The organism is Mesorhizobium sp. P3_A2 (genome assembly GCF_056403115.1).
In genome coordinates, this window is the sequence record NZ_JBFUGC010000010.1 from 188,530 (window position 1) to 201,516 (window position 12,987).

Annotated in this window: 11 protein-coding genes; 6 read left to right on the plus strand and 5 right to left on the minus strand. The window is 62.3% G+C overall.

What is annotated here, in order from left to right; translation table 11 throughout:
- Positions 1-128: 128 nt before the first annotated feature.
- Positions 129-884: a hypothetical protein gene (locus AC1DXM_RS23095; RefSeq protein ID WP_477236495.1), complete on the plus strand. Its 756-nt coding sequence runs from the start codon at positions 129-131 to the stop codon at positions 882-884.
- 207 nt (positions 885-1,091) lie between these two features.
- Here AC1DXM_RS23095 and mutL read toward each other — a convergent pair whose 3' ends face one another.
- The 3 genes from mutL to AC1DXM_RS23110 all read right to left on the minus strand — a co-directional run bounded on the left by mutL (position 1,092) and on the right by AC1DXM_RS23110 (position 4,852).
- Positions 1,092-2,945 carry a DNA mismatch repair endonuclease MutL gene (gene mutL, locus AC1DXM_RS23100; protein WP_477236497.1) on the minus strand — a complete coding sequence of 618 codons (1,854 nt, stop codon included), beginning with the start codon at positions 2,943-2,945 and terminating at the stop codon, positions 1,092-1,094.
- A gap of 73 nt (positions 2,946-3,018) precedes the next feature.
- Complete coding sequence (locus AC1DXM_RS23105) at positions 3,019-3,870, minus strand: hypothetical protein (protein WP_477236499.1); 852 nt, start codon at positions 3,868-3,870, stop codon at positions 3,019-3,021.
- A 79-nt stretch (positions 3,871-3,949) separates the two neighbouring features.
- Positions 3,950-4,852, minus strand: coding sequence for a LysR substrate-binding domain-containing protein (locus tag AC1DXM_RS23110; RefSeq protein WP_477236501.1), 903 nt, complete (start codon positions 4,850-4,852; stop codon positions 3,950-3,952).
- A gap of 93 nt (positions 4,853-4,945) precedes the next feature.
- Here AC1DXM_RS23110 and AC1DXM_RS23115 point away from each other — a divergent pair, with 93 nt between their 5' ends.
- The 4 genes from AC1DXM_RS23115 (at position 4,946) to AC1DXM_RS23130 (ending at position 9,390) form a co-directional block, all read left to right on the plus strand.
- A complete protein-coding gene (locus AC1DXM_RS23115) occupies positions 4,946-6,496 on the plus strand; it encodes a trimethylamine methyltransferase family protein (RefSeq protein WP_477236503.1) in 1,551 nt (516 codons plus the stop codon).
- Positions 6,497-6,559: 63 nt separating this feature from the next.
- Positions 6,560-8,209: an ABC transporter substrate-binding protein gene (locus AC1DXM_RS23120; RefSeq protein WP_477236505.1), complete on the plus strand. Its 1,650-nt coding sequence runs from the start codon at positions 6,560-6,562 to the stop codon at positions 8,207-8,209.
- 94 nt (positions 8,210-8,303) lie between these two features.
- The gene (locus AC1DXM_RS23125; RefSeq protein ID WP_352559451.1) at positions 8,304-8,783 is read left to right on the plus strand and encodes a DUF3828 domain-containing protein; all 480 of its coding nucleotides are present in this window, start codon (positions 8,304-8,306) and stop codon (positions 8,781-8,783) included.
- 4 nt (positions 8,784-8,787) lie between these two features.
- Positions 8,788-9,390: a YqhG/Tai3 family protein gene (locus tag AC1DXM_RS23130; RefSeq protein ID WP_477236507.1), complete on the plus strand. Its 603-nt coding sequence runs from the start codon at positions 8,788-8,790 to the stop codon at positions 9,388-9,390.
- Between the two features lie 211 nt (positions 9,391-9,601).
- On the opposite strand, the gene queF is transcribed toward AC1DXM_RS23130, so the two are convergent.
- Positions 9,602-10,063 (minus strand): preQ(1) synthase, encoded by a 462-nt coding sequence (queF, locus tag AC1DXM_RS23135; protein WP_477236509.1) that lies wholly within the window; start codon positions 10,061-10,063, stop codon positions 9,602-9,604.
- A 140-nt stretch (positions 10,064-10,203) separates the two neighbouring features.
- Here queF and AC1DXM_RS23140 point away from each other — a divergent pair, with 140 nt between their 5' ends.
- The gene (locus tag AC1DXM_RS23140; RefSeq protein ID WP_477236511.1) at positions 10,204-12,249 is read left to right on the plus strand and encodes an oxidoreductase; all 2,046 of its coding nucleotides are present in this window, start codon (positions 10,204-10,206) and stop codon (positions 12,247-12,249) included.
- A gap of 157 nt (positions 12,250-12,406) precedes the next feature.
- Here AC1DXM_RS23140 and AC1DXM_RS23145 read toward each other — a convergent pair whose 3' ends face one another.
- Positions 12,407-12,814: a hypothetical protein gene (locus AC1DXM_RS23145; RefSeq protein ID WP_477236513.1), complete on the minus strand. Its 408-nt coding sequence runs from the start codon at positions 12,812-12,814 to the stop codon at positions 12,407-12,409.
- Between the last annotated feature and the right edge of the window lie 173 nt (positions 12,815-12,987).

Below are 12,987 nucleotides of genomic sequence, written 5' to 3' on the forward strand. Positions count from 1 at the left end.
CGCTTTTCCTGAATCAAAATGAGAGCCGCGCCTGAATTCTGCACGCGTGCCCCATTTGACCGACCCTGCGGTGCAGACATGACCCCACCGGCTGGCTATGGTGCGTTGAAATTCACCGGGGGGTCGGGATGGTAAGGCAGTTCGTATCGGCCGTTTTCTGCTTGCTGCTGCTCAGCGGCAAGGCCACTGCAGGTTGGTATCACGTGGAAAACTACGAAGGGTCCATCGGTCCCGATCCCGTCCATCTCTCCTTGCAAACCTACAGTTTCGGCAGCGGCATCACTGTCGAGGGCAGCTACTTCTATGACGCGAAGCAAAGTCCGATCGCGCTCTACGGCAGAGCCAGTGGCGCCAGCCTTGCGCTTTGCGCGATTGCCGATGACGAGGAGTTCGAGCGCGTCATCGTCATGGGCAAGAAAACGGGCCTCGACACCTCCGGCTGCCCGTTTTCCCTGGAGCTTGGTGACGGTGTCTTGACGGGAAGCTGGAGCAAGGGCGCCGACAAATTTCCGGTCAGTCTCAGGAAGGTCGCGGGGTTGGACGACACCGGGGAGGGCAAAGTCGAAGGTGCCGTCGAGATCCCCTTCTGGGCGCAGACGGCGACCGACCGGTTTGCCGGGATCTACGCCAAAACCGACAATGGGATCTGCATGGCGAAGATGCACGTCATCAACAAGAAGCGGAAGAAGGTCGTGCAGACCATCAAATTCGGCGGCGACCTTTGCAATGCGGGCATGCTGATGACACCCATCTACTGGAACGTGCAGAAGCAGACAGAACGGGACAAGGACATCATATCGGTGAATTTCTACGATGGCCGTGCGGGGTATGCGGAGGAGTATGTCTTTGACCGCAAGGCCAAGAAGTATCGCCTGAAGAAGTGAGATTTGGGCTTGCGGCGAAGGAACCGTTCTTGGCTCGAAAAGTGCCGCTGAGAGCGGCTCTTTTCGGACCCCCACCCCGCTGCTTCGCAGCGACCCTCCCCACAAGGGGGAGGGTGGGCGCGGCGCCGATGGCTGAACTCCCTACCTCCCCCGTGTGGGGAGGTCGGGCCGAAGGTCCGGGTGGGGGTCTGCGCCCCCGCAGTCCGCTCACCGCCTTCCGAAAAGCCGCTCGATATCGGCGAGCTTGAGCTCGATATAGGTCGGCCTTCCATGGTTGCAGGTTCCGGAGCCGGGCGTCGCTTCCATCTGGCGCAGCAACGCGTTCATCTCCTCGGGTTTGAGCAGGCGGCCGGAGCGCACCGAGCCGTGGCAGGCCATGGTCGCCGCGATCTTGTCCAGCCGCTCTTTGAGTGTCTCGACCGTGTCGTTGTCGGCGATCTCGTCGGCAAGGTCGCGTACCAGTTGCTGGACATTGGTTTCGCCCAGCATTGACGGTGTCTCGCGCACCGCCACCGCACCGGGGCCGAAGCGTTCGATGCCGAGGCCGAAGCGGGCGAGTGTTTCGGAATGCACGGCCAGCCGCTCGGCGTCCTCCTCCGGCAGGTCGACGATTTCCGGCAAGAGCAGCATCTGCGAGGGCACAGCGCGGGAATGCAGCGCATTCTTCAGCGCCTCGTAGACCAGCCGCTCATGCGCGGCGTGTTGGTCGACGATGACAAGCGAATCCCTTGTTTGCGCAACGATATAGTTCTCATGCACCTGCGCGCGGGCAGCACCCAGTGCGGTGCCAAGCAGCGTCTCGGCCGGCTCGGCTGTGCCGGCGCGCGCATCGGCGCTGGCAATCGGACCGGCATCGAGCGCCGCCTGGTCGTTTTCCCGGAAGCCTCCATTTTCAAAACCCATATCCAGCGGCCGCTGCGGCGAACGATCGAAACCGGTAAAGCCCGAGGCGTGATAGGTCGCTTCGTAGCTGCGATGGCCGTTGGCCGGGCCGGCATGGGCATAGGACGCAGCGCCCGGCCGGAACGCCGCCATCATGCCGGCAGCGCCTGATGTGGCGGCGCGGATGCCGGCATTGGCCAGCGCCTCGCGAATGGCGCCGACGATCAGCCCGCGCACCAGGCCCGGGTCGCGGAAGCGCACATCGGCCTTGGCCGGATGGACGTTGACGTCGACGGTCGCCGGATCGAGCGTCAGGAACAGCACGGCGACCGCATGGCGGTCGCGCGGCAGCACATCGGCGAAGGCGCCGCGAATGGCGCCGGCGATCAGCTTGTCGCGCACCGGGCGGCCGTTGACATAGGCATATTGCTGCAACGCGTTGGCGCGGGTGAAGGACGGGATCGAGACATGGCCGGTCAGATGCACACCGTCGCGGCTGGCATCGATGGCGATGGAGTTGTCGGGAAACTCCGCGCCCATCACCTGGGCGACGCGGCGCAGGCTGCCTTCCGCGCTGTCGTCGGTGGCCGGCAGTTCCAGCGTCGAGCGATCGGAGCCGGCCAGCGTGAAGCGCACGGCGGGAAAGGCGATGGCGATGCGCTTGACGACATCGCTGGTCGCCGAGCTTTCGGCGCGCTCGCCCTTCATGAATTTGAGCCTTGCCGGCGTCGCGAAGAACAGGTCGCGCACCTCGACCGTGGTGCCGCGATTGGCGGCCGCCGGTTTGACGGCGGAAACGCGGCCGCCTTCGATGCCGATTTCGGCGGCAGCGTCGCCCAATGCCGTGCGCGAGCGGATCGACAGCCGTGCCACCGAGCCGATCGACGGCAGCGCCTCGCCACGGAAGCCGAGCGAACGGATGTCGTGAATGTTGTCGGCAAGCTTGGAGGTGCAGTGACGCGCAATCGCCAGAGAAAGCTCCGGTTCAGGAATGCCCGAGCCGTCATCGGTAACGCGGATCAGATTCAGTCCGCCGCCAGCGGTGACGATCTCGACGCGGGAGGCGCCGGCGTCGAGCGCGTTCTCGACCAGCTCCTTCACCACGCTCGCCGGACGCTCGATGACTTCGCCGGCGGCGATCTGGTTGATCATCGTTTCGGAAAGCTGGCGAATGGGCATCCGTAGACTATAGGCGGATTCGACGTCGATGCGGATAGGCCATTTTGCATCAGACCATCTGCTGTCATTCGGATCACCCAGGTTTAACCACTTGGCGCAGATCCACGCCGTCCGGCAGTCGAACTTGCCGTGTCAGCTTTGGGATATCCTTCCAGCCTTTCTTGCTCAGAATCTGAACCTTCTGGGTGAGAAGTTGTGTTTTGCAATGCGTGCAACCGAGAAGGTCCGACCCGACCAAAACCGTATCCAAGGCGGGTTTGCGGATTTTCGGATTAGCTCTCATCAAATCCGCAAAAGGCTTACTGTCGACAGGGTGCTGAAAAAGGCTGTCGTAGTGTTTGGCGAATAGATCGTGGTCTGAAAACATCTGACCTGTTTTGCTAATTTTCCGCAGGTATCGACTGCATTTCCAGCAACTCGGATAAGTCTGCAGCATGAAAAAGACGAATAACCCACCAAGGACGAAACCGATGAAATCTATAACCGCCAACCAGTAGCCAAAATCGCCAACCTCTCCTGTGTCGATATGGCCGCCATGCCCAGCCCTAAGATGCATCGATCGCAGATAGATATCGAGGTAGTCCCAAAAGCCGATGGCGTCGGAAGCCATTGTGCCATCATCGAGGACCAGCGAGTGGTATTCCCCATAGTAGATGACCAATTGTGCCGCTGCGGTCACTATGAGAATTTGGACAAGAAGAAACCAGGTGGGCCGAGTGTGTAAGAATAGGCTGGCAAAATAGTATCCCGACGCTGCAGCCACACCCGTGAGCAACGCCCCTGCTGGGATGAAAACCCAAAAGCTGAACGAAAAAACGTTGAAGCCGGTTAGGCGGTTGACGACAATCACAGCCAGGGTAACCAGTCCGAAAGAGATCAAACCGAATACGGCAACGCCCAGATGGCGACCAAGTTTGGCAATCATTGTTCCCCCGCATAAAGTAGGTAGTCACGAAATCACAACTGCTACTTATGGTAGAAGATATCTGCGGTTGCAACCGATTTCAAGCCTGTGCGACCAGCCAATCCCTGACCTTGCGCGCATTCTCGCTCAATTCCCGGTTCTTCGGCCAAACCACATAGAACGCCTTGCCGGTCCTCAGCACGTGATCCGTCACCGGCACCAGCAGCCCCGTCGCCAGCAGCCGTTCGGCCAGATGCCGCCAGCCGAGTGCGATGCCCTGGCCCTCCATGACGCCCTGGATCACCAGGCCGTAATCGTTGATGCGCAGGCCGCGTGCGGTGTCGCCGAGGCTGCCGCCGGCCGACTGGAACCATTCGTCCCAGCTCGCCGCCTCGCGATAAGGTTCCTCGAGATGGATCAGCCGGTGCGTGGCCAGTTCCTCGACGCTTTTCGGCATGCCGAACTTTGCGAGATAGCTGGCGCCGACGACCGGGAAAATCTCCTCGTCGGCGAGCGGCAGCGAATGATAATCGGCCCAGTCGCGCGGTTCGCCGCCGCGCACGGCGAGCGGAATGCCTTCGGCGATGATGTCGAGGTCGCGGTCGGCGGTCTGGATTCTGAGATCAATGCCCGGCAGTTCGTCGCGGAACTGCTGCAGCCGCGGCATCATCCAGAACGAGCCGAAGGCAGTCGAGGCCGCCAGCGTGACATGGCCGCCGGTCGCCTGCAGGCGCAGGTCCTCCGCCGATTTGCGGATGTGCGAGAGGCCGAGCGAGACGTCGGCATGGAAACGCTCGCCGGCCTCGGTCAAAATCACCTGGCGGTGCCGGCGCTGGAAGAGCTGCGCGCCGAGCTGTTCCTCCAGCCCGCGCACCGCATAGGAGACGGCGGCCTGCGTCATGCCGAGCTCACGCCCGGCGGCGGTGAAGCTCGACAGCCGGCCCGCCGCCTCGAAGACGATCAGGCTGCCGGCCGAGGGCAGGAGGTGGCGCAGGCTTCGCATAAGCTGAGCTTATACAAGAGATCAGGATTTTCCAGCGTCACATCCATATTTCGTCTCGCTAACTTGACTGGATAAGACCGCAAGGGAGGCACCATGAACGCACCGGCCGCTGAACTGACCGAGCAGACCCACCGCCGTGGTGGCGGCCGCCTTGGGCGCAAGGCGTTGAGGAGTGCGCCCGTCACCTCGTTCCCGACCCTGGTTCGCGAGATTCCAACCTATCAGATGGTCCCGGATGAGGCGGTGGAGCTGATCCACCAGGAGTCGCTTTCCATCCTCGAAGAGGTCGGATGCGAGTTCCGCGACGACGAGGCTATCGCCATGTGGAAGGCGGCGGGCGCGGACGTCTCGGAAACCCGTGTCCGCATCGACCGCGCTCTCCTGACTGATCTGGTCTCGAAGGTCCCATCCGAGTTCACCCTCAATGCGCGCAATCCCGAGCGGACTGTGCGCGTCGGCGGCAAGAACTCGGTCTTCGTGCCGATGTATGGCGCGCCCTATGTGCGCGACCTCGACAACGTCAGGCGCTACGGCACGCTTGCAGACCTGAACAATTTCCACAAGCTCGCCTACATGGCGCCGGCGCTGCATTCGTCGAGCTCGATCATCTGCGAGCCGATGGAGATTGCGGTGCCGAAGCGGCATTTGCACATCATCCATTCGGCGCTGAAGCATTCCGACAAGCCGTTCATGGGCATCGTCACCTCAAAGGAGCGGGCCGAGGACACGATGGCAATGGCCGGAATTGTCTTCGGCGAAGAGTACGTCCGCGAAAACCCGGTGCTGGTGTCGATCACCAACTGCAATTCGCCGCTGGTGTGGGACGCCACCATGCTGGACGCGATGAAGGTCTATGCGCGCCACAACCAGCCTTTGATCCTGGCGCCTTTCGCGCTGTGCGGCGCCTCGACGTCGGCCTCTGCAGTCGGCGCGGTGGCGCAGGTCAATGCCGAAGCACTGGCCGGCGTCGCCTTCACCCAGCTCATCCGCCCGGGCTCGCCGCAGATCTACGGCCAGTTCATGGTCACCGTCGACATGAAGACCGGTGCCCCGATGGGCGGCACGCCGGAGGCCGCGCAAATGATGTATCTGATGGGAGCGCTGGCGCGGAAATACAAACTGCCCTGGCGCACCTCCGGCTTCCATGTCGGCTCGAAACTCAACGACGCCCAGGCCGGCTATGAATCCAACATGCTGATGCATGCCGCCATCCTCGCCGGCGCCAACTACATCTGGCATTCCGCCGGCTGGCTCGAAGCCGGGCTCACCTGCGGCTATTCGAAATTCGCCACCGACTGCGAGCAGCTCGTCGGCTGGTACAAATATGCTGGCGGCTTGCCGTTCGACGATTTCAAGGAGGCGATGGCGGCGATCCGCGAGGTTGGGCCGCAGGGCCATTTCCTTGGCACTCAGCACACGCTCGAGCATTTTGAGTCCGCTTTCTTCATGCCCACCATCATGGACTTCAACTCCTACGAACAGTGGAAGGCCGAGGGCGCCAAGGACCACGACACGCGCGGCCGCGAGAAAGCCCGCAACATGCTCGCCGACTATGAGGAACCGAAGCTGGATGAGGGCATCGCCGAGGGCCTCAAGGATTTCATCGCGCAGCGCGAAGGGAGTCTGCCCGACAGCGTCAGCTGACGGAAACACCAGCGTGAATTGATAACGGGCAAAGACCCGACGGGAACCGCAAGGGAGGAAGACATGACACTGTTCAGAAGCAATGGCGATCGCGTGCCTGATACCATCGAGGCGATGGCGCAGGAAACGCGTGCGGGCCGCATGGACCGGCGCGAGTTTCTTGCATTGGCAAGCGCGTTCGGCGCCTCGACGGCGCTGGCCTACGGCATGATCGGCCTCGCTGCGCCGGGACAGGCTTTGGCCGAGGAGCCGAAGAAGGGTGGCACGCTGCACATTTCGATGTCGGTCAAGGCCCAAAAAGATCCGCGCACCTACGACTGGGTGGAGCTCGCCAACATCTCGCGCTGCTGGCTGGAGCCACTGGTCCGCTACACCAGGGAATTCACCTTCGAGCCGGTGTTGCTCGAAAGCTGGGACGTCAATGACGACGCCACCGAATACACGCTGCATGTGCGCAAAGGCATCACCTGGAACAATGGCGACGCTTTCAACGCCGATGACGTGGTCTTCAACGTGACCCGCTGGTGTGAGAAGGCTGTCGCCGGCAATTCCATGGCCGCGCGCGTCGGTGGGCTGATCGATGAAAAGTCGGGCAAGGCGCGGGATGGCGCGATCACCAAGGTCGACGACTTCTCGGTCAAGCTTACGCTCGCAGCACCCGACATTTCGCTGATCCCCAACCTCACCGACTATCCCGCACTCGTAGTTCACCGCAATTTCGATGCCGACGGCGCCGACCCGATCAAGAAGCCGATCGGTACCGGACCGTTCGAACTGGTGTCTTACGATGTCGGCCAGAAGGCGGTGGTCAAGCGCCGTGAAAACGGCAAGTGGTGGGGCGGCGAGGCGCCGCTCGACAGTGTCGAGTTCATCGACTACGGCACCGACTTCAACGCCTCGGTGAACGCCTTCGATTCCGGCGAGATCGACCTCAATTTCGAAACGCCGTCCGATTTCATCGACATCCTCGACAAGATGGGTTTGCAGAAGTCGGAAGTCGCGACTGCGACCACGCTGGTTGCCCGCACCAACATCACCCACAAGCCCTATGACGACCAGCGCGTGCGCAACGCGCTGCAGATGGCGGTGGACAACAATACGGTTCTGCAGCTCGGCTATAACGGTCGTGGCACGGTCGGCGAAAACCACCATGTCAGCCCCATCCATCCAGAGTATTTTGCGCTCCCCAAGAAGACGCGCGATGCCGCAGGCGCCAAGAAGCTGATGGCGGATGCCGGCCAGGCCGATTTCGAGCACGAGCTGATCACCGTCGAGGACGATTGGCAGAAGAACACCGGCGACGCGATTGCCGGCCAATTGCGCGACGCCGGCATCAAGGTGAAGCGCACGGTGTTGCCGGGCTCGACCTTCTGGAACGACTGGACGAAGTATCCTTATTCGATGACCATCTGGTACATGCGCCCGCTCGGCGTCCAGGTGCTGGCGCTCGGCTACCGCACTGGTGAGGCCTGGAATGAATCGGCCTACGCAAATCCAGATTTCGACGCCAAGCTTAAGCAGGCGCTTTCCTTGATCGACGTCGAGAAGCGGCGCGAAGTGATGAAGGATGTCGAGCAGATCCTGCAGGATTCCGGTGTCATCATTCAGCCCTTCTGGCAGAAGCTTTACAGCCACATGAACAAGAAGGTGAAGAACTACGGCGTCCACCAGACCTTCGAGATGGACCTGCAGAACGTCTGGCTGGACGGTTGAGACGGCGACGCCGGGACTTCATGAGCCGCAAAAAAGCCGATATGCAGGATGTGTGGTATTGCCACCTTGCCGCCAAACATCCGGAGATTCCTGCATGAGACCGATAGTGCTGGCCGCTGCCCTTTCGATTGCCTTGCCCGCCGCCGCGCTGGCCGGGCCGGCTTCGAACGCCGTGAAGTTCTTTTATGTGCCTGAAGTGAAATTCGAAGGGGACGCCAAATACCGCGACCGCTTCACCGAGCCGGTGACGAAACTCTTCGATCTCAACGACCAGGCGCAGAAGAACAAGCCCGATGAGGTCGCCTGCCTCGACTTCGATCCCGGCCTCGACGCCCAGGATTTCGACCAGAAGACGATTGCCAAGACATTGAAGCTGGCCGAGTCCGTCAACGGTGATACAGCCGAGGTGACGGCGACGTTCAGCCTTTTTGCGGAAGGCGATGAGTCCAAACGCGAAATGCTGTGGTCGTTGAAGAAAATCGACGGCAAATGGAAGATCGCCGACATCACTTCGAAGACCAGCAACTGGACGCTGAGCGCGCTCGAATGCATGCCGGATAAAGCGCCGGAGTGATCCGGTGTTCCGCCGTCTCGCCCTGGCGCCGCCTACTCTGTGCCTGCTGGCGGTGGGTATGAGCGGCGCCGCCGCTCAGGGGTTGCTGGGTCCGCCACCCGCAAATGCCCCGGCCGAGACAGCGCCGGGCGGCGCACCGCCCGCAAATCCACCTGGTAATGCGGTGGAGCCGGCGACGCCACCTCTGGCATGGCCGCCATCTGAGCCGGCCGCGCTCATCCTGCCGGGCTCGCCGACCGCGGTAATCAAACCGTTCTACGAACATCTCGGCCTGGAGCTCGATCCGACCCAGCGCAAGAATTTCGTCGATCCGGCCAAGACCGTGCTCGACAAGAGCGATGCACTGCGGGCGTCGGGGCAGGGCGAATGCCTCGACCCCAACATGGCGCTCGACAATGCCGATTACGACAAGCTTGCAATCGACAAGAGCCTGAAGAGCATCGAGGCCGTCAACGGTGATCAGGCCAAGGTGGTGGTCGCCTTCGTCGTCGAAGGCAATCAGCACCGGCTGGAGTGGAAACTGAAAAAGGTCGACGGCGCCTGGAAGATTTCCGACCTGCTCTCGGTGACCGGCGAATGGGCGCTCAGCCAGTATCAGTGCGAATGATGATTGAGGATCGGCTGCGATCCTTCGCGCCCCCCTCTGTCCTGCCGGACATCTCCCTCACAGGTGGGGAGATCAGCAGTTCCAGCGCGTCGCTCGCTCCGCATAGTTTGAGATTGGCGAAAGCGGACGTCGCGACCAATCTCCCCCCAAGTGGGGGAGATGTCCGGCAGGACAGGGGGGGCGCTATCCCGCCAAAGTTCCGCAAATAGAATCAGCCGCGGCCGCGATAGGGGGCAACGCCGGTGTCGGGCAGCCAGGCGTCTTGGGGTGGCGCCCCCGTCTGCCAGAAGACGTCGATCGGAATGCCGCCGCGCGGATACCAATAGCCGCCTATGCGCAACCACAGCGGCTTCGTCGCCGCCACAATGCGGCGGCCGATCATCACCGTGCAGTCTTCATGGAAAGCGCCATGGTAGCGAAACGAGGTCATGAACAGTTTGAGCGACTTCGATTCCACAAGGGCGGCATCGGGTGCGTAGTCGATGACGATATGGGCAAAGTCCGGCTGGCCGGTGACCGGGCAGAGCGAGGTGAATTCCGGACAGGTGAAGCGCACGATCGCCGGCGGCCCGTCGCCGCGCTGGAACGGCACGGTCTCGAGGACCGCAGTTTCGGGGCTCTGTGGCGTCTCGACGTGCGCGCCGAGCTGGGTAAGGGTTTTGGTATCGATCATAAGCGGTTGTCCTTGGATTTTCCGCGCTCATTAGCATCGGATCGAAAAGTGTGCAGCGGTTTTCGGATAGGTCCGATGCTTAAAATAGGAACTGGAGCAGTGCACGCTGCTCCAACACAAAATGAAGATGCAGGAAGACGATGACCTCCAACGATCCGCTTCTCCAGCCCTATCAGCTCAAGCACTTGACGCTGAAGAACCGGGTGATGTCGACCAGCCATGAGCCGGCCTATTCCGAGGACGGCATGCCGAAACAGCGCTATCGGCTCTACCATGCCGAAAAGGCCAAGGGCGGCATGGCGCTGACCATGACCGCGGGCTCGGCCATCGTCTCGCGCGACAGCCCGGCTGCCTTCGGCAATCTGCATGTTTATGACGACCGCATCGTGCCGTGGTTGGCCGAGCTTGCCGACGCCTGCCATGAGCATGACTGCAAGGTGATGATCCAGATCACCCATCTCGGCCGCCGCACCGGCTGGAACAAGGCCGACTGGCTGCCGGTGCTGTCAGCTTCGCCGGTGCGCGAGCCGGCGCACCGCGCTTTCCCGAAAACCATCGAGGACTGGGATATCGAGCGCATCGTCGCCGACTATGCGTCGGCCGCCCAGCGCTGCCAGGCGGCCGGCCTCGACGGCGTCGAGTTCGAATCCTACGGCCATCTGATGGACGGTTTCTGGTCGCCGGCCACCAACCACCGCGACGACGAGTTCGGCGGTTCGCTCGACAACCGGCTGCGCTTCACCGACATGGTGCTGGATGCCGTACGGGCGGCGGTAGGCGAAAAATTCGTCGTCGGCATCCGCATGGTCGCCGACGAGGATTTTGAAAAGGGCCTGTCGAAAGCGGAGGGCGTCGAGATCGCCAAGCGGCTCGCTGGCTCCGGCAAGGTCGACTTCCTCAACATCATCCGCGGCTCGATCGAGACCGATGCGGCACTGACCAAGGTCATCCCGGTGACCGGCATGCGCTCTTCGCCGCACCTCGATTTCGCCGGCGAGGTGAGGGCGGCGACGAAATTCCCGACCTTCCATGCGGCGCGCATTTCCGATGTCGCCACCGCGCGCTATGCCATAGCGACGGGAAAACTCGACATGGTCGGCATGACCCGCGCCCATATCGCCGATCCGCACATCATCAAGAAGGTCATGGAAGGCCGCGAGCACGAGATCCGCCCTTGCGTCGGCGCCACCTATTGCCTCGACCGCATCTATGAAGGCGGCGAGGCGCTGTGCGTCCACAATGCCGCGACCGGCCGCGAGGCCGAAATTCCACACATCATCGTCAAGACCGAAGGGCCGAAGCGGAAAGTCGTCGTCGTTGGCGCGGGGGCAGGTGGGCTGGAGGCTGCCCGCGTCATGGCCGAACGCGGCCATGACGTCACGGTGCTCGAAGCCTCTGGCCAGGCCGGCGGCCAGGTTCGACTGGCGACGCAGAACCCGCGCCGCAAGGAGTTGATCGGCATCATCGACTGGCGGCTGGCCGAACTCGACCGGCTCGGTGTCGAGATCCGCTACGACACATGGGCCGAGCAGGACGATGTGCTGGCGCTGGCGCCCGATGTGGTGGTGATCGCCACCGGCGGCCTGCCGCAAAACCCGCCGCTGACAGCGGGTGACAATCTCGTCACGTCGAGCTGGGACATCATGGCCGGCAGCGTCAAGCCGGCGGAGAACGTGCTGCTCTTTGACGACAATGGCGGCCACCAGGGCATGGGCGCGGCGGAACTGATCGCCAATGCCGGGTCAAAGCTGGAACTGGTTTCGCCGGAACGTTTCTTCGCCCCGGAAATGGGCGGCATGAACCACGTTCCCTATATGCGCGCCTTCCAGGAAAAGGGCGTCACCATCACCATCAACACCAGGCTGCGCTCGGTGCGGCGCGAGGGCAACCAGCTGGTCGCTGAACTGGCCTCCGACTTTGCCGATGGCTGGCGCGGCGAAAGGCGGGTCGACCAGGTCGTGGTCGAGCATGGTACCGCCCCCCTCGACGATCTCTATCTCGCGCTGAAGCCGCTGTCGAAGAACGGTGGCGCGATCGACTACGAGCGGCTCGTCGGCGGCGGCGACATTTTTCCGCAGCGCAACCCGCAGGGCAGCTTCGTGCTGTTGCGCATCGGCGATGCCGTCGCCTCGCGCAATATCCATGCCGCCATCTATGATGGCATCAGGTTCGGCTTGCGGGTCTGAACCCTGTTCTTCGGTCGATGGGTGGCGCGCAGCCAAACCTTTGTGCGGAGAGCCACCTTGCACATCCGTCCGAGCTGCGCGCCGCGTACGCCGCCGACTTGGAGCCAGGCGACGCACGATGCGGAATGCTTTCAACCGGGAGATAACGCGGCAGGGCTCAAACCATCCTGGCGGTCGCCATGCAAAGTACGGTGAGCACCAGCAGCCATGCGGCGATGCGCTCGCCACCAGCCATCCTGGCGCGCAAAGCCCTCTCCGTTGCGGCGTCCGCGCCCGCAAGCTGCCGGCTGGTCTTGCGAACCACGACACTGAGAACGCCGGCCGCCGCGAAGGCAGCCAAAATGCCCAGCGCCAGCACCATTTCCATCGAGCCGAAATAGGCGCCATGGAAGAAATACCAGAGCAGCGCGCCGGTCAGGAACACCACGCCCGCCGAGCCCAGTTGCGGCTGGATGAAACGCTCGGCCTTGATTTCGGGATCGCGGGCCAGCGTGATGGTGGTGCCGGCCCAGAACACCCCCGCCATGACGTGAAGGCCGATAACGACGATGTAGACATATTGCATGATCGTTTCCTCCTTGCCCGCCTCGAGTCCCTGTCGAATGCAGGACAACACGCCCTGGTAGATCGACAGACACGATAGTTAGGTATCGAATGATTCGATGTCAATGAATAATGCTGCGTTCCCTCGCTCGGTGCCTTGTTCTACTGTCGGCTCATGACTCCCTTTGACCGCCC